We start from the raw sequence: 23,239 nt of genomic DNA, 5'->3' as shown, positions 1-23,239 counted from the left end.
CTTGCAGAGCACTTCCTTCCTGCTCAGCCTGCTGATCTGGCTGCCGATCTTCGGCGGCCTGGCCACCATGGCCTTCGGCAACGAGCGCGCCGGTGCGGCGCGCTGGTTCGCCACCGGCATCGCCTTCATCACGCTGCTGGCGAGCATCCCGCTGCTCACCGGTTTCGACATGGCGACCGCGGCAATGCAGTTCGTCGAGAACCGCAACTGGATCCCGGCGTACGACATCCGTTACCACCTGGGCGTCGACGGCATCTCCGTCGCGCTGATCGCCCTGACCACGCTGACCACGCTGCTGGCGATGATTGGCGCGTGGACCTCGATCGACAAGCGCGTGGCGCAGTACTACGCCGCGTTCCTGATCCTCGAAGGCCTGATGGTCGGCGTGTTCGCCGCGCTGGACGCGATGCTGTTCTACGTGTTCTTCGAGGGCATGCTCATCCCGATGTTCATCATCATCGGCGTGTGGGGCGGCCCGCGTCGCGTGTACGCGTCGATCAAGTTCTTCCTGTACACGTTCCTCGGCTCGCTGTTCATGCTGCTGGGCCTGATCTACCTGTACCTGAAGGGCGGCAGCTGGCAGCTCGCGGACATGTACGCGCTGCCGCTGACGGCGACCGAGCAGATGTGGCTGTTCTTCGGGTTCCTCATCGCCTTCGCGGTGAAGGTGCCGATGTTCCCGGTGCATACCTGGTTGCCGGACGCGCACGTGGAAGCGCCGACCGCCGGTTCGGTGATCCTGGCCGCGATCATGCTGAAGATCGGTGGCTACGGCTTCATCCGCTTCGTGCTGCCGATCGTGCCGGACGCCGGCGCGGAGTGGGCGTGGCTGGTGATCGCGCTGAGCCTGATCGCGGTGGTCTACGTCGGCCTGGTCGCGCTCGCGCAGGACGACATGAAGAAGCTGATCGCGTACTCGTCCGTGTCGCACATGGGCTTCGTCACGCTCGGCACGTTCATCGCCTTCGCGCTGGTGCGCGAGGCCGGCAACACCGACGGTGCGCGCCTGGGCCTGCAGGGCGCGATGGTGCAGATGATCAGCCACGGCTTCGTGTCCGGCGCGATGTTCTCCTGCGTCGGCGTGCTGTACGACCGCATGCACACCCGCATGATCAAGGATTACGGCGGCGTCGCGAACGTGATGCCGTGGTTCGCCGCGTTCGTCGTGCTGTTCGCGATGGCCAACTCGGGCCTGCCGGGCACGTCGGGCTTCGTCGGCGAGTTCATGGTGATCCTGGCCAGCTTCCAGCAGCACCCGCTGATCGGCTTCGTCGCGGCCACCACGCTGATCATCGGCGCGGCGTACACGCTGTGGCTGGTGAAGCGCACCATGTGGGGCGAAGTGGGCAACGCGCACGTCGCCGAGCTGGAGGACATCAACCCGCGCGAAGCCATCGTGCTGGGCGTGTTCGCCGCCGGCGTGCTGATCCTGGGCCTGTGGCCCAAGCCCCTGACGGACCTGATGGAACCCTCCATCGCGAACCTGGCGACGCAGATCGCCGCGTCGAAGCTCTGAGGTTGTAGCGCAATGAACATGCCTGTCCGCTCCGCCGCCGACCTGCTGCCGCTCCTGCCGGAGCTGGTGGTGATCCTCGGCGCGTTCGCGCTGCTGATGCTCGACCTGTTCATCGACGAACGCCGTCGCGTCGTCAGCCATCTGTTCGGCATCGCCGTGCTCGCGGTCGCGACCCTCCTGGTCGCCACCGGCGTGGGCGGCCACGGCACCGTGCTCGGCGGCATGTTCGTTCGCGACACCGCGGCCGACGTGATGAAGGTGACGATCGGCGTCGTCGGCATCCTGGCGATGATCTACACCTGGCCGTACCTGCGCGCCCGCGAACTGTACAAGGGCGAGGTCTCGGTGCTGATGCTGTTCGCCACCGCCGGCATGATGCTGCTGGTGTCGTCGGGCAGCCTGGTGATGGTCTACCTTGGCCTGGAAATGCTGGCGCTGTGCTCCTACGCGCTGGTCGCGGTGGATCGCGACAGCCCGCTCGCCTCGGAAGCGGCGATCAAGTACTTCGTGCTCGGCGCGCTGGCCTCGGGCCTGCTGCTGTACGGCCTGTCGCTGATCTACGGCGCCACCGGCTCGCTGCAGCTCGATGAGATCGCGGTCGCCACGCAGCAGCGCATCGCCGAAGGCAACACGCTGATGCTGATCACCGGCGTGGTGTTCATCGTCGCCGGCATCGCGTTCAAGTTCGGCGCCGCGCCGTTCCACATGTGGCTGCCGGACGTGTACCACGGTGCGCCGACGCCGATCACGCTGTTCATCGGTTCCGCACCGAAGCTGGCGGCGTTCGGCATGACGTACCGCCTGCTGGAGATCGGTGCGCCCGCGTTCGAAGAGCAGTGGCGCCTGATGCTGGCCGTCCTCGCGGTCCTGTCGCTGGCCATCGGCAATCTCAGCGCGATGGTGCAGACCAACCTCAAGCGACTGCTGGCGTATTCAACGATCTCGCACGTCGGCTTCCTGTTCGTCGGCCTGGCCGGTGGCGGGCGCGAAGGCTTCGCCGCGGCGCTGTTCTACGCGATCAGCTACGCGATCATGTCGGCCGCGGCGTTCGGCGCGATCGTGGTGCTGTCGCGTCGTGGTTTCGAAGCCGATCGCATCGACGACTACAAGGGCCTCAACGCGCGCAACCCGTGGATGGCCGGCCTGGTGCTGTGCGTGATGGCCTCGCTGGCCGGCGTGCCGCCGTTCCTGGGCTTCTGGTCGAAGCTGGCCGTGCTGCGCGCGGCGCTGCAGGGCGACATGCTGTGGCTGACGATCGTAGGCGTCGTGTTCGCGGTGGTCGGCGCGTTCTACTACCTGCGCGTGATCAAGGCGATGTATTTCGACGAGCCGGAAGGGCAGGCGGTCGAAGCCACCGACAACCGTCCGCTGCGCATCGCGTTCGGCGTGAATGCACTGGCGCTGCTCGCGCTGGGCCTCGCGTGGAATCCGATCATGGCGTGGTGCCAGAGGGCGTTCGCGGGCTGAGTTATTTCGCGCAACCCGATTTGATTCATGAATCGGGGTTGCGCATGTTTTAGTCGGCCGTTATCATGGTCGGCCTGATGCGGGGTGGAGCAGTCTGGCAGCTCGTCGGGCTCATAACCCGAAGGTCGCAGGTTCAAATCCTGCCCCCGCTACCAGCTTCGGCAGGCGCAGTCTTCACGACAGGCGCCGTGGAGAGTCCGGAACCGGACTCTTCCAGCCAAAGGCTCGGGCTTGGTGGTCGCGCACTGCTCACGCGACCACACCGACATCCAGCTGTACGGACAAGGGGCCCGCAAGGGCCCTTTGTCGTTTTCGCGCTTGTGGGCTCGCGATCCGGAAGTAACTGCTTTGGAATGCGTGCTTCGGAAGAACGTGTACGCAGTGGCGTTTTGCTGGGTATTGCATTGCATCGAGGCACCGGAGCGGCAACACGGTGCCGGTTTCATGGGAGTTGAGACGCGTGGCCGATAAAGCTGTCGAAATCGCGAACCTGCTCGCCCCGACCGTCGCGTCGCTGGGCGTGGAGCTGCTGGGCGCGGAGTACCTGCCGGCCCCGGGCAGCGCCGTGCTGCGCCTGTACATCGACGTCCCGGCCGAGGAGGCCGCGGGCGAGGACGGCCAGCCGCGTTCGGTGACCATCGAGGACTGCGAGGCCGTGAGCCGCGAGGTGTCGGCGCAGCTCGACGTCGAGGACCCGATCAGCGGCCAGTACACGCTGGAAGTCTCCTCCCCGGGCATCGACCGTCCGCTGTTCACCCTGGCGCATTACGAGCGCTTCCAGGGCGGGACCGCCAAGGTCGCGCTGAAGCTGCCGCAGGACGGCCGCCGTCGCCTGCAGGGCCGCATCGTGCGCGTGCAGGGCGACGACGTCGCCTTCGACGTGGACGGCAGCGAGTTCGTCGTCGCGTTCGGCAACATCGACAAGGCGCGCCTGGTCCCGGACTGGGCCGCGCTGGGTCTGGCTCCGGTCAAGCCGGGCAAGGACAAGCCGTCGAAGGGCGCCCCCAAGGGCGGCGCTTCGAAGGCGAAGAAGTAACCACCGAATTCACCACCCAATGCCGGCGGCGACAGTCGCCGACCGTGCGGAGTCAGAGAGATGAGCAAGGAATTGTTGCTGGTCGTGGACGCAGTCGCCAACGAGAAGGGCGTGCCGCGCGAGGTCATCTTCGAGGCCATCGAGGCCGCGTTGGCCTCGGCCGCGAAGAAGCGTTACCACGACCAGGACGTGCTGGTTCGCGTCACCATCGACCAGAAGGACGGCAGCTACGAGACCTTCCGCCGCATGGAAGTCGTGGCCGACGACGTCGTCATGGAATCGCCCGATCGCCAGATCCGCCTGATGGACGCCATCGACGAGGTCGAGGGCGTGGAGGTCGGCGACTACATCGAAGAGCAGATCGAGAACCCCGAATTCGGCCGCATCGCCGCCCAGGCCGCCAAGCAGGTGATCGTCCAGCGCGTGCGCGAGGCCGAGCGCCAGCAGGTCGTGGACGCGTGGAAGGATCGCGTGGGCGAGCTGGTCACCGGCGTGGTCAAGCGCGTGGAGCGCGGCAACATCTACGTCGACCTGGGCGGCAACGCCGAGGCGATCATTCCGAAGGACAAGGGCATCCCGCGCGACGTGCTGCGTACCGGCGACCGCGTGCGCGGCTACCTGTTCGACGTGCGCAGCGAGCCCCGCGGCCCGCAGCTGTTCATCAGCCGCGCGGCGCCGGAATTCATGATGGAGCTGTTCAAGCTCGAGGTGCCGGAAGTCGGCCAGGGCCTGGTGTCGATCAAGGCCTGCGCCCGCGATCCGGGCGACCGCGCCAAGATCGCCGTGGTCGCGCACGACAACCGCACCGACCCCATCGGCGCCTGCATCGGCATGCGCGGTTCGCGCGTGCAGGCCGTGAGCAACGAACTCAACGGCGAGCGCGTGGACATCGTGCTGTGGTCGGACAACCCGGCGCAGTTCGTCATCAACGCGATGGCGCCGGCCGAAGTGCAGTCGATCATCGTCGATGAAGAGAAGCATTCGATGGACCTGGCCGTGGCGGAAGACCGCCTGGCCCAGGCGATCGGCAAGGGCGGCCAGAACGTGCGCCTGGCCAGCCGCCTGTCGGGCTGGCAGCTGAACGTGATGACCCAGGACCAGGTCACGGCGAAGTCGGAGGCCGAGCAGGCGTCCGCCCGCCAGCTGTTCCAGGACAAGCTGGAAGTCGACGAGGAAATCGCCGGCATCCTGGTCTCGGAAGGCTTCAGCACGGTCGAGGAAATCGCCTACGTGCCGGTCGGCGAGCTGCTGGCGGTCGAGGGCTTCGACGAGGACATCGTCGAGGAACTGCGCTCGCGCGCCCGCGACGCCCTGCTGAACGAGGCGCTGGCGGCCGAGGAGCAGCTCGACGAGCACCAGCCGGCCGCCGACCTGCTTGAACTGGACGGCATGGACGAGGCCACGGCCTACGCGCTGGCCGCCCGCGGGGTGGTCACGCGCGACGACCTGGCCGACATGGCCACCGACGAGCTGACCGATATCGAAGGCATCGACGAGGCCCGTGCCGCCGCGCTGATCATGGAAGCGCGCAAGCACTGGTTCGAATGAGTACCGCGTCGGCCCGTCCGGCACCCCCGGGCTAGAATGACGCCAACACGCGCGGGACCCGTCCCGCGCCACGAGGACACCGAATCCGAATGTCGCAGCAAACCACCATCCGCAAGCTGGCCGAACTGGTGAACACGCCGGTCGAGAAGTTGCTGGAGCAGCTGGCCGAGGCCGGCATGACCTTCAGCGGCCCCGACCAGGTCGTCACCAGCATCGAGAAAGTCAAGCTGCTCGGCTTCCTCAAGCGCGCCCACGGCAAGGCCGACAAGGCCGAGCCGGGCGATGCGGCGAAGAAGATCACGCTCAACCGCAGCCGGAAGCAGGAAATCACCGTCGGCGGCGGCAAGAACAAGACGACCGTCGATGTCGTGGTGCGCAAGAAGGTCACGCTGGTGAAGCCGACCGAGTCGCAGCCGATGTCGGAGGACGACGAGCGCGCCGAGATCCTGCGCAAGCTGGAGGAATCCAAGCAGCGCAACCTCGCCGAGCAGCAGCGCCTGGCCGCTGACGACAAGCGCCGCGCCGACGAGCTCGACGCCGCCCGGCGCGAGGCCGAGGAAGCCGCGCGCCAGAAGGCCGAGGAAGAAGAGCGCGCGCGCCTGGCCGATGCCAGCGCCGTCGAGGAAGAGGAGCCGGCACGCAAGCCTGCCGGCGGCCATGGTCACGGTCACGGCCACGGTCATCCCAAGCCTGCCGCTCCGGCGCGCGCGCCGGAACCCGCCCGCGGCGCCCCGGCGCACAAGACGCGCGGTTCGCACGCGATGGTCGCGACCGTCGAGGACGACGACCGCACCAACCGTTTCGCCGGCCAGATGCACCTGAGCGCCTCCGAGCGCGCCCGTCGCGGCGCCAGCTCGCGCGGCAAGGCCAAGCCGACCCGCCGTCACGCCGAGCAGGCCCGTTCGGGCAGCGGCTTCATGCGCCCGACCGCGCCCATCGTCCGTGAAGTGGCGATCGGCGAGACCATCACCGTCGCCGACCTGGCGCAGAAGATGGCGCTCAAGGGCGGCGACGTGGTGAAGGCGCTGTTCAAGATGGGCGTCATGGCGACCATCAACCAGTCGATCGACTACGACACCGCCGCGCTGGTGACCGAGGAACTCGGCCACGTGGTGGTGAAGGCCGATGCCGCGACCGCCGAAGACGCACTGCTGGCCCACGTCGAGGAGACGCAGGGCGAGAAGACCCCGCGTCCGCCGGTGGTCACCATCATGGGCCACGTCGACCACGGCAAGACCTCGCTGCTGGACTACATCCGCCGCACGAAGGTGGCCTCCGGCGAAGCCGGCGGTATCACCCAGCACATCGGCGCGTACCACGTGGAAACCGACAAGGGCGTCATCAGCTTCCTCGACACCCCGGGCCACGCGGCGTTCACCTCGATGCGCGCGCGCGGCGCCAAGCTCACCGACATCGTCGTGCTGGTCGTGGCCGCCGACGACGGCGTGATGCCGCAGACGCGCGAGGCCATCCAGCACGCGAAGGCTGCCGGCGTCCCGCTGATCGTGGCGATCAACAAGATCGACAAATCCGATGCCGATCCGGGCCGCGTGAAGAACGACCTGCTGGCCGAGGACGTGGTCGCCGAGGATTTCGGCGGCGACACGCAGATGGTCGAGCTGTCGGCCAAGACCGGCCTGGGCGTCGACGACCTGCTCGACTCGATCTCGCTGCAGGCCGAAGTGCTCGAACTGCGCGCCGTCCCGACCGGCCGCGCGACGGGTACGGTGATCGAATCCGCGCTCGACAAGGGCCGCGGTCCGGTCGCCACCGTGCTGGTGCAGCAGGGCGAACTCAAGAAGGGCGACTACCTCGTGTGCGGCGTGCAGTACGGCCGCGTGCGCGCCCTGTTCGACGAGAACGGCAAGCAGGTCGAGAAGGCCGGCCCGTCGATCCCGGTGCAGGTGCTGGGCCTGTCGGGCGTGCCCGACGCGGGCGACGACTTCGTGGTCGTCGACGACGAGCGTCTGGCGAAGGACGTCGCGCAGCAGCGCGATGCGAAGCGCCGCGAATCGCGCCTGGTCGCCGCCGCCGGCAACCGCATGGAAGACATCATGGCCCAGATGGGCAAGGGCGAGGGCCAGCTGAGCCTCAACCTCGTCGTCAAGGCCGACGTGCAGGGTTCGGTGGAAGCGCTGCGCCAGTCGCTCACCGCGCTGTCCAACGAGCAGATCCGCATCAACGTGATCAGCTCCGGCGTGGGCGGCATCACCGAGTCGGACGCCAACGCCGCGCTCACCGCGAAGGCCACGATCATCGGCTTCAACGTGCGCGCCGACGCTTCGGCCCGCAAGGTGATCGAAGCCAACGGCCTGGACCTGCGCTACTTCTCGATCATCTATGACGTGATCGACCAGGTGAAGCAGGTGGCCTCGGGCATCCTGGGCGTGGAGATCCGCGAAGAGATCATCGGCACCGCCGAGGTCCGCGACGTCTTCCGCAGCTCGAAGTTCGGTGCCGTCGCCGGCTGCATGGTCGTGGAGGGCGTGGTCAAGCGGAACAAGCCGATCCGCGTGCTGCGCGACAACGCGGTCATCTTCGAAGGCGAACTGGAATCGCTGCGCCGCTTCAAGGACAACGTGGACGAAGTCCGCAGCGGTACCGAGTGCGGCATCGGCGTGAAGGCGTACAACGACGTCAAGCCGGGCGACCAGATCGAGTGCTTCGAGCGCATCGAGGTGCAGCGGACGCTCTGAAGCCGGGTTTCGTGATGCGGGATTCGTGATTCGTCAAAAGCGAGCAGCGGATCCCGATCACGGCCTGGCGGTCTTTCGAATCACGAATCACCAATCGCGAATCACCAACACGTGCCAAGCAAATCGTTCCACCGCACCGACCGCGTCTCCGCCCAGCTCCGCCGCGAGTTGGGCACGCTGGTGCACGAAGCCGTGCGCGAGCACGGCCTGCCGTCGGTCAGCGTCTCCGACGTGGAAGTCTCGCGCGATCTCGCGCACGCCAAGGTGTTCGTCACCGCGCTGCAGCCGGAGCGTTCGAAGGAGGCCGTGAAGGCCCTCAAGGAACTCTCCCGCGAACTGCGTTTCCAGCTCGGCCGCGCGGTGAAGATGCGTCACGTGCCGGAACTGCATTTCCACTACGACGATTCGGTCGACCGTGGCGAACGCATCGGCAACCTGCTGCGCGACAACCCGGCCGCCGGGCAGGACGACGCGGATCCCGCCAAAGACTAGCCGCCGTCCGCGTCATCGCGCACCGGGGGACTCACTGCCGTCCGTCAGCCCGTCTTCCATCCGATTCACACACCCGTTGCCCTGACCCGGGGATCCCCGCAGGATTCGCACGGAAGCGCGCGGTCCCGTGTCCTGCCGCACGGCAGGCATGGATCGCGCCCCGGTTGCGACCTGCGGACCCTCTGCGGACGATCCATGACGAAAGCCAAGACGCGCTTCCGCCCGCTCGACGGCATCCTGCTGCTGGACAAGCCGCAGGGCCTCAGCTCCAACCAGGCCCTGCAGCAGGCGCGCCACCTGTTTCGCGCGGAGAAGGGTGGCCACACCGGCAGCCTCGATCCGCTGGCGACCGGCCTGCTGCCGCTGTGCTTCGGCGAGGCGACCAAGATCGCCGGGCTGCTGCTGGGCTCGGCGAAGGCCTACGAAACCACGGCGGTGCTCGGGCTCACCACCGACAGCGACGACGCCGACGGCGCGCCGCTGCTCGAACGACCGGTCCCGACGCTGGACGACGCGTCGATCGAGGCCGCCCTGGCCCCGCTGCGCGGCCCGATCCGCCAGCGCGCCCCGATCTACTCGGCGCTGAAGCAGGGCGGCGAACCGCTCTATGCCAAGGCGCGCCGAGGCGAGGCCATCGAAGCGCCGGAGCGCGACGTCGTGGTCCACCGCTTCGAACTGATCGAACGCGACGGCCCGCGCCTGCGGCTGCACGTGGAATGCGGATCGGGCACCTACGTGCGCAGCCTGGTCCGCGATCTCGGCGAGGCGCTCGGTTGCGGCGCCCACGTCGCGACGCTGCGCCGGCTGTGGGTCGATCCGTTCCGCGAACCGCGCCTGTTCACCCTCGACGACCTGCGCGCCCTGCGCGAAGCCGGGGGCGAGGGCGCGCTCGAAGCCTGCCTTCTGCCGATCGAGGCGGGGCTGGCGCAGTTCCCCTGCGTGGAACTCGACGCGGCGGCGGCGCGGCGGATCGGGCAGGGCCAGAGCGTGGATTGCGAGCCGGGGACGGATGGGCTCGTCGCCGTCTCCGGTCCGGACGGCCGGTGTCTGGGAATCGGCCAGCGCACCGGCGCGCGGCTCGCGCCGCAACGCCTGTTCCGCTGGGCCGCACAGGGCGGGCCGCCTGAACAGGCCGCGGATCCGGCCGCGCGCCCGGCTCCGTGAATCGGCCGACCGTGGCCTTCACGCATCGCGGCGGTCGCATTCGCGTGGGCCTGCTGTTACAATTTCGCCGCTTTTCAAGCACCTAAGCAGTTCCCTTTCGCAACATCCCATCAGCAAACGGCGGGCCAGGCGGTGCGTCGGCGCGGGTCATTCCGGTCGATTCGCTTTCTGCAGGCCTCGCATCTACAAGGCACATCATGTCCATCGACACCAGCAAGATCATCGAAGACAACAAGCGCGGCGCCAACGACACCGGTTCGCCGGAAGTCCAGGTCGCCCTGCTCACCGCTCGCATCGAGCAGCTCACCGGCCACTTCAAGATCCACAAGCAGGACCACCACAGCCGTCGTGGCCTGCTGCAGATGGTCAACCGTCGCCGCAGCCTGCTCGACTACCTGAAGCGCAAGGACAACGAGCGCTACAAGGCCCTGATCGAGAAACTCGGTCTGCGCCGCTAAACGCAATACCAGCCGCGGCGCAGCGATGCGCCGCGGTTCGTTTTTGAGGTACGGCAACACGGAGGCGCACGGCGCTTCCACGCAAGACTTCGAACCATCCGGTTCGATCATCCGAATTCTGGCCGCCAACGCGGTCGCCCGGAGCGGGGCAGGGGCCTCGACCGGAACGCATCAGAAACGATAGGAACCCAACGTGGCAAAAATCACCAAGACCTTCCAGTACGGCGATCACCAGGTGACGCTGGAGACCGGCGAAATCGCTCGCCAGGCCAGCGGCGCCGTCATCGTCAAGATGGACGACACCGTCGTGCTGGTGTCTGCCGTCGCCGCCAAGAGCGCGCGCGAAGGGCAGGACTTCTTCCCGCTGACGGTGGACTACCAGGAGAAGTTCTACGCCGGTGGCCGCATCCCGGGTGGCTTCTTCAAGCGTGAAGGCCGTCCGACCGAGAAGGAAACGCTGATCTCGCGCCTGATCGACCGCCCGATCCGCCCGCTGTTCCCCGAGGAATACAAGAACGAAGTCCAGATCATCGCGACGGTGATGTCGCTGAATCCGGAAATCGACGGCGACATCCCGGCGATGATCGGCGCCTCGGCCGCGCTGGCGCTGGCCGGCACGCCGTTCCAGGGCCCGATCGGCGCCGCCAAGGTCGGCTACAAGAACGGCCAGTACATCCTCAACCCGACCGCCACGCAGCTGGCCGACTCCGACCTGGAGCTGGTCGTCGCTGGTACGTCCAACGCCGTGCTGATGGTCGAATCCGAAGCGAAGATGCTGTCGGAAGACGTGATGCTCGGCGCGGTGATGTTCGGTCATCGCGAGATGCAGAAGGTCATCAACGCCATCAACGAGCTGACCGTGGAAGCCGGCACCAAGCCGTCGACCTGGGTCGCCCCGGCGAAGAACGACGCGCTGATCGCCGCCATCGTCGAATCGGCCGGCGCTTCGCTGAAGCAGGCCTACCAGATCCGCAACAAGGCCGAGCGCCGCGACGCGATCTCCGCCATCCGCAAGGACACGTGGGAACAGCTCTCCGGCCGCGCCGAAGCTTCGGGCTGGACGGCTGGCGAGTACGCCAAGGAGTTCGGCGATCTCGAATACCGCACCATGCGCGACGCGGTGCTCGACACCAAGGTCCGCATCGACGGTCGCGACCTGACCACCGTGCGTCCGATCGAGTGCAAGACCGGCGTGCTGCCGCGTACCCACGGCTCGGCGCTGTTCACCCGCGGCGAGACGCAGGCCATCGTGGTCACCACGCTGGGCACCGCGCGCGACGGCCAGATCATCGATGCCGTCTCGGGCGAGTACAAGGAAAACTTCCTGTTCCATTACAACTTCCCGCCGTACTCGGTGGGCGAGACCGGCCGCTTCGGCGCGCCGAAGCGTCGCGAGATCGGCCACGGCCGCCTCGCCAAGCGCGGCGTGCTCGCCACGATGCCGACGCTGGAAGAGTTCCCGTACACGATCCGCGTCGTGTCGGAAATCACCGAGTCGAACGGTTCCTCGTCGATGGCCTCGGTCTGCGGTTCCTCGCTCGCGCTGATGGACGCCGGCGTGCCGGTGAAGTCGCCGGTCGCGGGCATCGCGATGGGCCTGGTGAAGGAAGACGACCGCTTCGTCGTGCTGTCGGACATCCTGGGTGACGAAGACCACCTGGGCGACATGGACTTCAAGGTGGCCGGTTCGCAGGAAGGCATCAGCGCCCTGCAGATGGACATCAAGATCCAGGGCATCACCGAGGAGATCATGAAGGTCGCCCTCGCCCAGGCGAAGGAAGGCCGCCTGCACATCCTCGGCGAGATGGCCAAGGCCATCACCGCGCCGCGCAGCGAGCTGAGCGAGTACGCGCCGCGCCTGCTGACGATGAAGATCCACCCGGACAAGATCCGCGAAGTGATCGGCAAGGGCGGTTCGACCATCCAGGCGATCACCAAGGAAACCGGCACGCAGATCGACATCCAGGACGACGGCACCATCGTCATCGCGTCGGTGAATGCCGCCGCTGCGCAGGCCGCCAAGGCGCGCATCGAGCAGATCACCTCCGACGTCGAGCCGGGCCGCATCTACGAAGGCAAGGTCGCCAAGATCATGGACTTCGGTGCGTTCGTGACGATCCTGCCGGGCAAGGACGGCCTGGTGCACGTCTCGCAGATCTCGAGCGAGCGCGTGGAGAAGGTCTCCGACAAGCTGAAGGAAGGCGACACGGTCAAGGTGAAGGTGCTGGAAGTCGACAAGCAGGGCCGCATCCGCCTGTCGATGAAGGCCGTCGAGGAAGGCGAGGGCGTGCCGGCCGAGTAAGTCGGGCGTTCGATCCTTCGGCGACTTCGCCGGACGTACGAAAAAGCGGGCTTCGGCCCGCTTTTTCTTTGCCGGCGTTCTTTCGGACGACCGGTCCCGAACCGCTTTTGCGCTTGCAGTCGGGATACGCGAAGCGCACCCGGCATGGGTGTGACAGTCTCCGGGTGCGCTTCGCTTACCCGGGCTACACGAGCGGTGATCGGGAACGCATGCGCCCGCACGTCACCGCCTTGCTACCCTTGCGTCATCCAACCGGAAGGGGAACCGCATGGCGTCGGGATCGCAGGAACTGGAGCGCTTCGTATACGAGGCGTTGGTACGCGGAGAGTCCAAGGCGTCCATCACCGCCGCGCTCGCCAGTGCAGGCTGGCGCGACGACCAGACGCGCGGCGTCATCGACGCATACGCCGACACGCCCTTCGTGGTTCCCGTGCCCCGCCCGCGCGCATCCGTGTCGGCGCGCGAGGCTTTTCTTTATCTCGTGCTGTTCGCATCGTTGTACTTCGCCGCGTGGCACCTGGGCAGCCTGCTGTTCGACCTGATCGAGCGTGCATGGCCCGATCCGGCCGAAGAATACGCGGCGTATCGCATTGCCCGCTCGATCCGCTGGTCGACGGCGGCGCTCATCATCGCCTTCCCGGTCTTCGCGTTCGTGTCGAACTACGTGGCGAAGGACGTGGCGCGCCACCCGATCAAGCGACTCTCGCCCGTGCGCCGCTGGCTGACGTACCTGACGCTGTTCGTGGCGGCGGCCGTCCTGATCGGCGACATGACGACGCTGGTGTTCAACGTCTTGGGCGGCGAGCTGACCACGCGCTTTCTGTTGAAGGTCGTCGTGGTCGCGCTGATCGCCGGCAGCGCATTCGCCTGGTACCTGCACGATCTGCGACGCGAAGAGGTGGACGCATGAGCGGCGCGACCGGCCGCTGGCTGCTGATCGCCACCGGCGTGGTGGTTGCCGCGAGCGTGGTGGCGGCGGTGGTGTCGATGGGGACGCCGGGCCAGCAGCGGATGGTGCGTCAGGACGAGCGTCGCGTGCGCGACCTGGATCGGCTGAAGGACGAGATCGAAAGCTGGGCCGAACGTACCGGTTCGCTGCCGGCGGACATGGGCGCGCTCGCACGGCCGGGCGTGCGCCTGTCCGCGCAGGACCCGTTCACGGGCAAGCCCTACGGGTACCTCGCGCAAGGCAGGCGCACGTATCGGCTCTGCGCGGTGTTCGAGACCGATACGGCGGCCGTCGAACAAGGTCGCTACGGTCGCGCCGACTGGCCGCATCCGGCCGGACGGTACTGCTTCGATTTGAAGCTGCCCGACAAGGCGAAGGTCGAGGTCGAATGAAAGGCATGCCCCACGAATGACGTGGGGCATGTCACAGGCCCGGTCTCGTGGCCGTCCTGTAGACATCGCACCTTCATCCGGCCACCCCATGTCCGAGACGCCCGACACCGCTTTCGAAACCCACCGCCCGCGCCTGATGGCGCTGGCCTACCGCATGCTGGGGAGCCGCGGCGACGCCGAGGAAATCGTGCAGGACGCGTGGCTGCGCTGGCACCAGGCCGACCGTTCGGCCATCCGCGACCCCGAGGGCTGGCTGGTGACGGCGACGACGCGGCTGGGCATCGACCGGCTGCGCCTGGCGCGTACCGAGCGCGAGGTCTATCCCGGCCCGTGGCTGCCCGAGCCGCTCAACGCCGACGATTCGCCCGGCCCGGAGCAGCAGGCCGACGTCGCGGGGCAGGTGTCGCTGGCGTTCCTCGCGCTGCTCGAAAAGCTCGGGCCCGAGGAGCGCGCCGCGTTCCTGCTGAAGGAAGTCTTCGACTACGACTACGCGCAGATCGCCGGGCTGCTCGGCCACACCGAGGCGAACTGCCGCCAGATGGTCAGTCGCGCGCGCACGCGCGTGCAGGCCGGACGCCCGCGTTTCGCCGTCGCGCCCGATACGCATCGCCGCCTGCTCGAGCGCTTCATGCATGCGATGCAGCGGGGCGATCGCGAATCGATCATGGCGCTGCTGCATGCGGACGCGCGCCTGGTGTCCGATGGCGGCGGCAAGGTCACCGCGGTGATCCGCCCGCTGGAAGGTGCGGCGCGCATCGCCGATCTCTACTGGACCGTCGCGCGCCGCACGGAGGGGGAGGCCGACCTCCGCCTGGGCCACGTCAACGGCGAACCGGCGCTGCTGCGTTTCCACGAGGGACGGCTGCATTCGATCAGCACGATCGGCGTGGATGAGAACGGCCGCATCACGCAGGTGCTGTCGGTGTTGAATCCGGACAAGTTGAGGGGCTTGGTGGCGTGAGTGGCCTGCGGCGGCTGCGGCTCGGGCCCCTCTCCTTCGGGAGAGGGGTGGGGTGAGGTCGGCGACGTAGTGGCGTTGGCAGGCTGGTTTCAACGATCGGCTTGCGTCTGCAGCTTCTGTAGCCCGGGTAAGCGAAGCGCACCCGGGGATCGGGCGTGCCAGCATCCCGGGTGCGCTTCGCTTACCCGGGCTACAAATGCAAAACCGGACGACGCAACGACGACGGCGCAGCAGATCGCCGAAGCGGCGACGTGGGTGCGCGCGCTTAAGTCCCTCTCCCAACGGGAGAGGGGTTGGGGCGAGGGGCAACGGAGTCACGACGTCCGACGGCCGGCTTCAATGATCAGCTCGCGCTTGTGATGCGCACGGAGGCGTGCTGGATTTTCCAGCGCACGCAGCGATGCCGAACGATGCAGCCATGAATCCTGCCTGCCCGAACAAGCAGAGCAGCAGGACATTCGTCCGACCGCGCTCGCCCCGATGCGGCTTGGCAACTTCCCTTCCAACCCCGCGGCCATCGGGCAAAGCCCGATGGCGTTCGTCGCGACGCGTGCCAGTGGCGCGCAAGCGTCCCTCCTCACCCCTGCAAGCTGGGGAGCGAGTCAAACAAACCGCAAAGCCTCAAACCTCCGGCAACTCTTTCCGAAGCCCCACGTTCAACACATTCCACGCACGGATCGCCGCGACCGCGAACGTCAGCTCAGCCATCTCGCGTTCGTCGAAATGCTCGCGGGCGCGCTCCAGCGCATCGTCCGGCACCGGCGTGGCGCCGAGCGCGTTGAGCGTCTCCGCCCACGCCAGCCCGGCGCGTTCGCGTGCGTCGAACAGCGGGCTTTCGCGCCAGCCGGGCAGGGTGTCGAGCTTGCGCTGGCTCTCGCCGTACTTGCGCAGGAGGCCGGCGTGCATGTCCAGACAGAACACGCAGCCGTTGATCTGCGAAACGCGCAGCGACACCCATTCCACCAGCTTCGGCCCCAGCGGGCCCTTGTGCAGGCCGGTGCTGAGCTGGAGCAGGTTCTGGAAGGCGCTCGGGGCGAGGGCGGTGTAGTCGAGGGGGAGGGCAGCGTTCATGTCGTCTCTCATCATTGCGGCCAGGAGAGCCGCTTCATCGACAAGGACGGACCCGCAGACGAAGTTGTGACAGCCGATCGAACGCGATTCAGCGCTCCCGCGACGTCGCCCGGGTGAGGAACGGCCACACGCCCGAAACCAGGCGCTGCATCACCGCCAATGCCAGCGACCCGAAGGAGAACGCCGCGACCACCGCGCTCCACGCGATCCACGCATCCCCGCGCGCACCGGAGAACACCAGCGCGAGATTCCCCGCCATCGCGATCGACACCGGCAACCACGCCGCCGCCGCGAACAGTGCGGCGAGCGCGACGCGACGCACGACACCTGGACGCGAGATCGCCACGCCACCGCCCGCGATCGCGCACAACCCGAGCGCCGCCAACGCATTGCCGAACGGCAGCCCGCCGGGAAGCTCGCCTTCCAGATACGGCGCGCCGCCCACGAGCGAGCCCATCGCGAACACGGCGAGCGCGAGAAGCCCGCCGATCTTCCAGCCCGGATGCATGCGTGTCCTCCGATAACCGAACGCCGAGCCTACGCAGCACGACCGGGCGCCTCAAGCGCGCGTGCCCTGAAGCGAGTGCGCATCGGGCGCGCGACTCACGGTGCCATGCGCAGCGTCGTGGTCGTGCCCCGGCCTTCGTCGGACGCGAAATCCAGCCGCCAGCCGAGGTGCTCGCACAATCGCGAGATCAGATCGAGCCCGATGCCGCCGCCATCGCGACCGCCGCCACGCGCCACGCGCGCGTAGATCTCCGCGATTTCCTCCGGCGTCATGCCGTGCCCGGGATCGTCGATCACCACCGTCGCGGGCCGTTCGAGCCGGATCGTGATGCGCCCGCGATCGCTGTGCTCGATCGCGTTGCGCAGCAGGTTGCCGATGGCGACCTGCACGATCGGCAGCGGCGCGATGATCTCGCACGGCGGCAGCGCCTGGATGTCCAGGTGCAGGTCCTTGTCGCGGGTGAGATGGCGGTGGTCTTCCACGATTTCCGGGATCAGCTGGTCCAGCGCGACGTGGTCGCTGGAGCGCGCCAGCCGCGCCGGATCCTTCGCCAGCACCAGCAGCAGCGAGACCAGTTGCTCCACCTCGCGCGTCGTGCGCTGGATGCGCAGCAGCTGGCCGCGTGCGGGTTCGGGCAGACCGGGCTGCTGCAACGCGATCTCGCTCGCGCCGGCGATCACCGCCACCGGCGTGCGCAGCTCGTGGCTGGCGCTGTCGATGAAGACGCGCTCGCGTTCGACGAAGCGGTCGTTGCGTTGCAGGTAGTCGTTGAGCGCGTCGGCGATCACCACCAGCTCGGCGCTGGCCGAATCGGGCGTGTCGATGCGTTGCCCCGCCTGGTCCGGACGCAATCGTCCGATCGACTGCGCCATGTCGCGCAACGGTTTGAGCAGGCGGTTCACGCTCCATCCGATCGCGATGCACAGCAGCACGACCAGCGTCACCGTCGAGCCCAGCATGGTCAGGCCCATGTCGAACTCGCGTTCCTCCAGGTCGGTGATGTCCAGCGCGAGCGCGAGCGGACGCCCATCGACCTCGCGCACCAGCGCGACGCGTTCGACGCCGTCGATCATGATCTCGTCGTACACGCCGGGCGCGACGCCGCGCAACGGCGCCGGCATGCCGGCCGGATCGCGCCCGTCGTAGAAGGCGAGGCTGCGCGTGTTGGTCCACGGATAGTCGGGGTCGCGCTCGCGCAGCTCCAGCAGATGGTCCATCTCCGAATCGAGCAGCGTCTGCCAGACGAGGCTTTCGGCATGCTCGTTCACGACGAAGCCGTGCACCACCACCGCCACGCTCAGCACGATCACGTAGCCGAGCAGGCCCAGCAGGATGCGCCGGCGAAGTCCGGTACGCGCACCGCTCACTCGATCGCCCCGCCGGCGCCCGCCGCGGCCTCGCCGGCGATGATGCGATAGCCCACGCGCGGCAGCGTCTGGATCAGCTTCACCGGGAAGGGGCCATCGACGCTGCGGCGCAGTTCGTAGATGTGCGAGCGGAGCATGTCGCCGTCGGGTGGATCGTCGCCCCACAGCGCATGTTCCAGGCGTTCGCGCGTGACCGCCGCGGGGCTGGCCTGCATCAGCACTTCCAGCAGCTTGCGGCAGGCGGGGTACAGGTGCAGCGAACGGCCGCCGCGCGTGGCTTCCAGCGTGCCCATGTCGAGCTTGAGATCGCCCACCTGCAGCACCTTGTTGCGTCCACGTCCACGTGCGCGGGACACCAGCGCTTCCAGCCGCACTTCGAGTTCGGGAAGGTGGAAGGGCTTGGTGACGTAGTCGTCGGCGCCGGCGCGGAAGCCGGCGATCTTGTCGGGCAGTTCGTCGCGCGCGGTGAGCATGATCACCGGCGTGTCGCGGCCCGCCTCGCGCATCCGGCTGAGGACCTCGCGGCCGTCCATGCGCGGCAGCATCCAGTCGAGCACGATCGCGTCGAAGTCCACCGTCACCGCCAGGTGCAGGCCGGTGGGGCCGTCGGGCGCCGCGTCGAGAGTGTAGCCGCGCGCATCGAAATACTCGAACAGGTTGGCGACCAGGTTGCGATTGTCTTCCACGACCAGCACGCGCATCGCGGTTCGTCTCCAATGCCGGCGCGGCGGCGCCACGGCCCATTCTGCGCCCCCTGGCGTGGGAATGGCGTCGGAATTCCACCCGACGCCGCCTCGGTGGAATGCCCGGTGAACGCGATCGCGCGAAAGCCCCGGATCCGACCGCATTCCGACATGCCCGGGCGGATCGTCCACGCCGGTCTTCCGTCGTCCCGCCGTGTCCCGCCCATGCGCAGTGCCTTCATCCCGTGGTCGTTCGCCCCGATGCACGCACCTTCCCGCCTCCAGAAGATTCCGATGGACGTCCTGCCGCGCGGCGACGGCCTGCGCTTCGCGCTGACGCACATCGTCGCTCCGCTGCTCGCTTTCGCCGCGCTGCTGCTGGTGATGCGATGGCTCGATGGCGACCAGTGGATCGCCGATCGCCTCTACGCCATGCAGGGTGGACGCTGGGCACTTCGCGACGCCTTCCTGACGCAGCACGTGATGCACACCTGGGGCCGTGGCTTCGGCATCGCGCTGTGGCTCGCGGCGCTGGCGACGTGGTTCGTGGCGCGGCATCGCGATGACATGGCGTCGCTGCGCGCGCCGCTGGCCTATCTGCTCGTCGCCGTCGTGCTGTCGGTGCTGTGCGTGGCGTGGGTGAAGTCGTGGTCGAACATGGACTGCCCGTGGGACCTCGTGCGCTACGGTGGCGATCGGCCCTTCGTCGGCCTGTGGCAGGTGCGCCCGCTGGGGCTCGAACGCGGCGCGTGCTTTCCGGCGGGACACGCCGGCGGCGGCTACGCGTGGATGGCGCTGTATTTCTTCCTCGGCGCGGCGCGGCCCCGGTGGCGCTGGGCGGGACTGGCGGCGGGCATCGGTCTCGGGCTCGCGTTCGGCATCGCGCAGCAACTGCGCGGTGCGCATTTCGCTTCGCACGACCTCAGCGCGGCGGCGATCTGCTGGGCCGTCGCGCTGATCACGTGGCGCGTGTTCCGACCGGCGCTGGTGCGCTCGCGCTGGCTCGCCGCCGGTTTCGGGCCGGAGACGAAGGCATGAGTTCCATCGCGTCGCGCCGTCCATTCGAGGACGCGCTGCGCCGTCTTCGCGAGTTCGCGGCGATCCGCCCGGAGATGACCGTCGAACGCCTCGCGTTCCGCGTCGCGGTGTTCTTCACCGTGTTCTGCAACGGCGCGTTCTTCCACGCCGTCGCGAAGACCGGAGCGCTCCACGGCCCATCGGGCTGGAAGACCGGCGTCAGCCTGGTGCTGATGATCGGCGCGCTCAACACGCTGCTGCTGAACCTGCTGCTCAACCGCTGGACCGTGCGCCCGGTGCTCACCGTGCTGCTGCCGTTGACCGCGATGGCCGCGCATTTCATGAGCCGTTACACGGTCTATCTCGATCCCGACATGCTGCGCAACATCCTGCACACCGACGGCAAGGAATCCGGCGAACTGCTCTCGTTCGGCATGCTGCCCAGTTTGTTGTGGCTCGGCGTGCTGCCGACGGTGCTGGTGTGGCGCGTGCGGCTGCGCGTGCGTCCGATCGGGCGCGCGTTGCTGGTGCGGCTGGCCTGCATCGCGCTGTCGCTGCTGGTGGCGGGCGGGGCGATGATGGCGTCGTTCCAGGACCTGTCCGCGCTGATGCGCAATCACAAGGAAGTGCGGCACCTGATCACGCCGGGAAACTACCTCGTGTCGCTGGCCCGCGTGCTCGAACACGACGGCGCACGCCATGCGCCGAAGGCGCCCATCGGACTCGGCGCGCACGTGGTCGGGCGCGCTCCGGCTTCGAAGCCGCGCCTGCTGGTGATCGTCGTGGGCGAAACCGTGCGCGCACGGAACTGGGGCCTGAACGGTTACGCGCGGCAGACGACGCCGCAGCTGCGCGACATCGGTCCGATCAACTTCACGGATGTGACGTCCTGCGGCTCGGCGACGGAAGTATCGGTGCCGTGCATGTTCTCGCCGTTCGGCCGCGCGCATTACGACGAGGACCGCATCGCTCACACGCAGTCGCTGCTGCACGTGCTCGATCACGCCGGCATCGCCACCCTGTGGCGCGACAACCAGACCGGTTGCAAGGGCGTGTGCGAAGGGCTCCCGTTCGAATCCTTCGAACACGCGCGCGATCGGCAGGCATGCACGGCGGAAGGCTGCCTGGACGAGGTGATGCTGCACGGCCTCGCCGGTGAAATCGCGCGGCGCCCGGGCGACACGGTGGTGGTGCTGCACCAGCTTGGCAGCCACGGCCCGAGCTATGCGAAACGCTATCCGGCGCGCCTGCGCCGCTTCACGCCGACCTGCGAGACCGCGGACCTGGGCGACTGCACGCGCGATCAGATCGTCAACGCCTACGACAACTCGGTGCTGTACACCGACGATTTCCTCGCGCGGACGATCCGCTTCCTCGCCGCGCAGTCCTCGCGCGACACCGCGCTGATCTATGTTTCCGATCACGGCGAATCGCTCGGCGAGAACGGCCTGTACCTGCACGGCGTGCCGTACGCGATCGCGCCCGAGACGCAGACCCACGTGCCGATGGTGATGTGGTTCTCGCCCGGCTTCGCCGCCGATCGCGACCTCGATCTCGACTGCATGAAGCGCGAAAGCCAAGCGCCGGCGAGCCAGGACAACCTGTTCCACTCCGTGCTCGGCCTGATGCAGGTGCGCACGCCCGAGTACGAGCGGAACCTGGATCTCTTCGACCGCTGCATCGCGTCGCGCTGAGGCCGGCCGCGGCGTCCGTTCCCGTTCGAACGTGACGGGACGCGGGCACTTCCAACCCGGAAGCGGCATCGCTCGCAAGTGTCCGCAGTGGGCGGTCCGCATGGCAGGCGTGCCGTGCCCGCATTCGCGCGATGCTGCGGACGGGCCTGCGCAAACCGAGGAGGGCGGCCACGATGTCGACATCATTCCGCTGGGCGGGCGTGCTCGTCCTCGCGCTCGCGACGGCGCCAGCGCCGGCGGCCGAGCTCGGCGTGCTCGCGCCGGTCCTCGCCGACGGCCAGCCGCAGACGCAGGCCGATCCGGCGGGGCGGCCCGCGCCGGTCGTCACGCGCGTCACGTCGGGCGGATTGTTCGACCGCATCCAGCGCGAGGCGCATGAGGGCTTCCTCGCCACCGTGCTCGCGCTGGACGAAAGCGCGCAGCGCATCGCCGGCGCGCGCACCACGGTGCCGACGTGGCTCTATCGGTCGGCCGAGGACGGCGGCTTCGCGCGACGCGGCTTCTGGCTGGAGGAGAGCGGCAAGCGACGCTTCGTGGACGAACTGTTCGTCGACCTGGTCGTCGATACCGACAGCATCGACGACGGCGACTTCGAGGAGATCTTCACGCACGAGATGGGGCACGTGTTCCTGCGCCGGCTCATGCCCGGCCTGCCGTCCGGCTGGTCGCGCACGCCGCACAGCAGCATGAGCGTGACCGATTATCCGACCGCGTTCGACGAGGGTTTCGCCACGCATTTCCAGAGCCTGGTGCGGCGTCATTCGCGCAATCCGCGGCTGGAGGAACGCACGCTCGGCCTGGATGCCAGGCCGTTCATTCCGCTGTGGCTGAGCAATCTCGATCGCGCCGGCCGCATCGACGGCGTGCGTCGCAACCTGTTCGTGCACCGGCAACTCGTGCCGCCCGGCAGCGATGCCGAAGCCTGGTCGCGCGCGAACGAAAGCACCGCCTTCGACATGGCGCGGCTGAAGAACGGGCAGCAGATGCTCGCGTCCGAAGGCGTCATCGCGACGCTGTTCCACCGCTGGCTGGTGCCGGGCGAGGGCACGCGCGATGCCATCGTGGCCCGCTATTCGCAGCTGTTCCGCACGATGGCCGCGGCGAGCGCGCGCGGCTGGACGATGGCGCCGGATACGCCGGTGTTCCTCGACCTGGTGGACCACCACTGCACCGACGTGCCGGCCGACTGCGCGCGCGTGCGCGGCCTCGTGCTCGACACGACCTATGGCGCCACCGCCGACGCGACGCTTCCGCGCGACACCGAAGCGATGGCCGAGCGCGGACGCATCGGCGACATGGGCGGATTCGTCGCCGGCTTGAAGCAGGCGCGCGCGCGGATGGCGCAGTTGCAGGCGGCGGTGGCGAAGGATCCGAAGCGCTTGCGTTCGATGCTGGGTCCGGACCTGTGGCTGCCCGGCCGCACGCCGGTGAAGCTGCCGGGCATGGCGTCGCAGGAGGTCGCGGTGAACCTCAACACGGCGGAGGTCGAACAATTGCGTACGTTGCCGGGGATCGATGCGGAGGTCGCCGAACGTGCGCTGCACAGCCGGCGCGAGCAGGGCGCATTCGTGGGCATCGCGGATTTCGCGCGTCGCGGCGGCTTGGACGCGGGGAAACTCGCGACGCTGGAGGCCTCTGCCGAAGCGCTGCGGAAGCAGCGCCCGAACGCGCGTCGATGAAGCTTTTGTAGCCCGGGTAAGGCCGAAGGCCGCACCCGGGTCGTGCGTGACGGTCGCGGCGAGGTTCCCCGGGTGCGCTTCGCTTACCCGGGCTACCAGAGCGTCGATCAGATCGCGGCGTCGGCCTCGGGAAACTCGCGACGCTGGAGGCCTCTGCCGAAACGCTGCGGAAGCAGCGCCCGAACGCGCGTCGATGAAGCTTTTGTAGCCCGGGTAAGGCCGAAGGCCGCACCCGGGTC

The 23,239-nt window shown here is 68.1% G+C and carries 19 protein-coding genes and 1 tRNA gene; 16 read left to right on the top strand and 4 right to left on the bottom strand.

Annotated elements, in window-relative coordinates:
- Window positions 1-19: 19 nt before the first annotated feature.
- The 13 genes from I4U41_RS01775 (at window position 20) to I4U41_RS01715 (ending at window position 14,981) form a co-directional block, all read left to right on the top strand.
- The gene (locus I4U41_RS01775) at window positions 20-1,516 is read left to right on the top strand and encodes an NADH-quinone oxidoreductase subunit M (RefSeq protein ID WP_206860364.1); all 1,497 of its coding nucleotides are present in this window, start codon (window positions 20-22) and stop codon (window positions 1,514-1,516) included.
- A 12-nt stretch (window positions 1,517-1,528) separates the two neighbouring features.
- Window positions 1,529-2,983: an NADH-quinone oxidoreductase subunit NuoN gene (gene nuoN / locus I4U41_RS01770; RefSeq protein WP_206859249.1), complete on the top strand. Its 1,455-nt coding sequence runs from the start codon at window positions 1,529-1,531 to the stop codon at window positions 2,981-2,983.
- A gap of 78 nt (window positions 2,984-3,061) precedes the next feature.
- Window positions 3,062-3,138: transfer RNA gene (locus tag I4U41_RS01765), tRNA-Met, on the top strand.
- Between the two features lie 305 nt (window positions 3,139-3,443).
- Window positions 3,444-4,019: a ribosome maturation factor RimP gene (rimP, locus tag I4U41_RS01760; RefSeq protein ID WP_206859247.1), complete on the top strand. Its 576-nt coding sequence runs from the start codon at window positions 3,444-3,446 to the stop codon at window positions 4,017-4,019.
- 60 nt (window positions 4,020-4,079) lie between these two features.
- Window positions 4,080-5,567, top strand: coding sequence for a transcription termination factor NusA (gene nusA, locus I4U41_RS01755; RefSeq protein ID WP_206859245.1), 1,488 nt, complete (start codon window positions 4,080-4,082; stop codon window positions 5,565-5,567).
- A gap of 89 nt (window positions 5,568-5,656) precedes the next feature.
- On the top strand, window positions 5,657-8,263 hold the full coding sequence (infB, locus tag I4U41_RS01750) for a translation initiation factor IF-2 (RefSeq protein WP_206859243.1): 2,607 nt from the start codon (window positions 5,657-5,659) through the stop codon (window positions 8,261-8,263).
- Between the two features lie 111 nt (window positions 8,264-8,374).
- Window positions 8,375-8,755 carry a 30S ribosome-binding factor RbfA gene (gene rbfA, locus I4U41_RS01745; RefSeq protein WP_206859241.1) on the top strand — a complete coding sequence of 127 codons (381 nt, stop codon included), beginning with the start codon at window positions 8,375-8,377 and terminating at the stop codon, window positions 8,753-8,755.
- Window positions 8,756-8,950: 195 nt separating this feature from the next.
- Entirely contained in the window at window positions 8,951-9,919 is a 969-nt protein-coding gene (truB, locus tag I4U41_RS01740) for a tRNA pseudouridine(55) synthase TruB (RefSeq protein WP_206859238.1), read from the top strand.
- 197 nt (window positions 9,920-10,116) lie between these two features.
- Window positions 10,117-10,377 carry a 30S ribosomal protein S15 gene (rpsO, locus tag I4U41_RS01735; RefSeq protein WP_206859236.1) on the top strand — a complete coding sequence of 87 codons (261 nt, stop codon included), beginning with the start codon at window positions 10,117-10,119 and terminating at the stop codon, window positions 10,375-10,377.
- A gap of 193 nt (window positions 10,378-10,570) precedes the next feature.
- Window positions 10,571-12,679 carry a polyribonucleotide nucleotidyltransferase gene (gene pnp, locus I4U41_RS01730; protein WP_206859234.1) on the top strand — a complete coding sequence of 703 codons (2,109 nt, stop codon included), beginning with the start codon at window positions 10,571-10,573 and terminating at the stop codon, window positions 12,677-12,679.
- 268 nt (window positions 12,680-12,947) lie between these two features.
- Entirely contained in the window at window positions 12,948-13,589 is a 642-nt protein-coding gene (locus I4U41_RS01725) for a DUF5671 domain-containing protein (RefSeq protein WP_206859230.1), read from the top strand.
- The gene (locus I4U41_RS01720) at window positions 13,586-14,020 is read left to right on the top strand and encodes a hypothetical protein (protein WP_206859229.1); all 435 of its coding nucleotides are present in this window, start codon (window positions 13,586-13,588) and stop codon (window positions 14,018-14,020) included. The genes I4U41_RS01725 and I4U41_RS01720 overlap by 4 nt, the downstream gene beginning before the upstream one ends.
- A gap of 88 nt (window positions 14,021-14,108) precedes the next feature.
- Window positions 14,109-14,981 carry an RNA polymerase sigma-70 factor gene (locus I4U41_RS01715; RefSeq protein ID WP_206859228.1) on the top strand — a complete coding sequence of 291 codons (873 nt, stop codon included), beginning with the start codon at window positions 14,109-14,111 and terminating at the stop codon, window positions 14,979-14,981.
- Between the two features lie 621 nt (window positions 14,982-15,602).
- On the opposite strand, the gene I4U41_RS01710 is transcribed toward I4U41_RS01715, so the two are convergent.
- The 4 genes from I4U41_RS01710 to I4U41_RS01695 all read right to left on the bottom strand — a co-directional run bounded on the left by I4U41_RS01710 (window position 15,603) and on the right by I4U41_RS01695 (window position 18,628).
- The gene (locus I4U41_RS01710; RefSeq protein ID WP_242524965.1) at window positions 15,603-16,052 is read right to left on the bottom strand and encodes a carboxymuconolactone decarboxylase family protein; all 450 of its coding nucleotides are present in this window, start codon (window positions 16,050-16,052) and stop codon (window positions 15,603-15,605) included.
- Window positions 16,053-16,140: 88 nt separating this feature from the next.
- The gene (locus I4U41_RS01705) at window positions 16,141-16,560 is read right to left on the bottom strand and encodes a hypothetical protein (protein WP_206859222.1); all 420 of its coding nucleotides are present in this window, start codon (window positions 16,558-16,560) and stop codon (window positions 16,141-16,143) included.
- 95 nt (window positions 16,561-16,655) lie between these two features.
- On the bottom strand, window positions 16,656-17,927 hold the full coding sequence (locus I4U41_RS01700) for an ATP-binding protein (RefSeq protein ID WP_206859221.1): 1,272 nt from the start codon (window positions 17,925-17,927) through the stop codon (window positions 16,656-16,658).
- On the bottom strand, window positions 17,924-18,628 hold the full coding sequence (locus I4U41_RS01695; RefSeq protein WP_206859220.1) for a response regulator transcription factor: 705 nt from the start codon (window positions 18,626-18,628) through the stop codon (window positions 17,924-17,926). Before I4U41_RS01695 ends, I4U41_RS01700 begins: the two co-directional genes overlap by 4 nt.
- 276 nt (window positions 18,629-18,904) lie before the next feature.
- Here I4U41_RS01695 and I4U41_RS01690 point away from each other — a divergent pair, with 276 nt between their 5' ends.
- The 3 genes from I4U41_RS01690 (at window position 18,905) to I4U41_RS01680 (ending at window position 23,000) form a co-directional block, all read left to right on the top strand.
- Window positions 18,905-19,648, top strand: a complete 744-nt coding sequence (locus I4U41_RS01690; RefSeq protein ID WP_206859219.1) for a phosphatase PAP2 family protein — start codon at window positions 18,905-18,907, stop codon at window positions 19,646-19,648.
- Window positions 19,645-21,321 (top strand): phosphoethanolamine transferase, encoded by a 1,677-nt coding sequence (locus I4U41_RS01685; RefSeq protein ID WP_206859213.1) that lies wholly within the window; start codon window positions 19,645-19,647, stop codon window positions 21,319-21,321. The genes I4U41_RS01690 and I4U41_RS01685 overlap by 4 nt, the downstream gene beginning before the upstream one ends.
- A gap of 173 nt (window positions 21,322-21,494) precedes the next feature.
- Window positions 21,495-23,000, top strand: a complete 1,506-nt coding sequence (locus tag I4U41_RS01680) for a ComEA family DNA-binding protein (RefSeq protein WP_206859211.1) — start codon at window positions 21,495-21,497, stop codon at window positions 22,998-23,000.
- The last annotated feature ends 239 nt before the right edge of the window (window positions 23,001-23,239 follow it).

It is taken from the genome of Lysobacter changpingensis (genome assembly GCF_017308985.1).
GTDB lineage: Bacteria > Pseudomonadota > Gammaproteobacteria > Xanthomonadales > Xanthomonadaceae > Lysobacter_J > Lysobacter_J changpingensis.
This window is presented reverse-complemented; position numbering and strand designations above follow the sequence as displayed.

Bases quoted from the DNA above. Each gene is read 5' to 3' on its own strand.
- nuoN (WP_206859249.1), top strand. From the start codon at position 1,529: ATGAACATGCCTGTCCGCTCCGCCGCCGACCTGCTGCCGCTCCTGCCG.
- nusA (WP_206859245.1), top strand. From the start codon at position 4,080: ATGAGCAAGGAATTGTTGCTGGTCGTGGACGCAGTCGCCAACGAGAAG.
- infB (WP_206859243.1), top strand. From the start codon at position 5,657: ATGTCGCAGCAAACCACCATCCGCAAGCTGGCCGAACTGGTGAACACG.
- truB (WP_206859238.1), top strand. From the start codon at position 8,951: ATGACGAAAGCCAAGACGCGCTTCCGCCCGCTCGACGGCATCCTGCTG.
- rpsO (WP_206859236.1), top strand. From the start codon at position 10,117: ATGTCCATCGACACCAGCAAGATCATCGAAGACAACAAGCGCGGCGCC.
- I4U41_RS01725 (WP_206859230.1), top strand. From the start codon at position 12,948: ATGGCGTCGGGATCGCAGGAACTGGAGCGCTTCGTATACGAGGCGTTG.
- I4U41_RS01720 (WP_206859229.1), top strand. From the start codon at position 13,586: ATGAGCGGCGCGACCGGCCGCTGGCTGCTGATCGCCACCGGCGTGGTG.
- I4U41_RS01715 (WP_206859228.1), top strand. From the start codon at position 14,109: ATGTCCGAGACGCCCGACACCGCTTTCGAAACCCACCGCCCGCGCCTG.
- I4U41_RS01710 (WP_242524965.1), bottom strand. From the start codon at position 16,052: ATGAACGCTGCCCTCCCCCTCGACTACACCGCCCTCGCCCCGAGCGCC.
- I4U41_RS01705 (WP_206859222.1), bottom strand. From the start codon at position 16,560: ATGCATCCGGGCTGGAAGATCGGCGGGCTTCTCGCGCTCGCCGTGTTC.
- I4U41_RS01695 (WP_206859220.1), bottom strand. From the start codon at position 18,628: ATGCGCGTGCTGGTCGTGGAAGACAATCGCAACCTGGTCGCCAACCTG.
- I4U41_RS01690 (WP_206859219.1), top strand. From the start codon at position 18,905: ATGGACGTCCTGCCGCGCGGCGACGGCCTGCGCTTCGCGCTGACGCAC.
- I4U41_RS01685 (WP_206859213.1), top strand. From the start codon at position 19,645: ATGAGTTCCATCGCGTCGCGCCGTCCATTCGAGGACGCGCTGCGCCGT.
- I4U41_RS01680 (WP_206859211.1), top strand. From the start codon at position 21,495: ATGTCGACATCATTCCGCTGGGCGGGCGTGCTCGTCCTCGCGCTCGCG.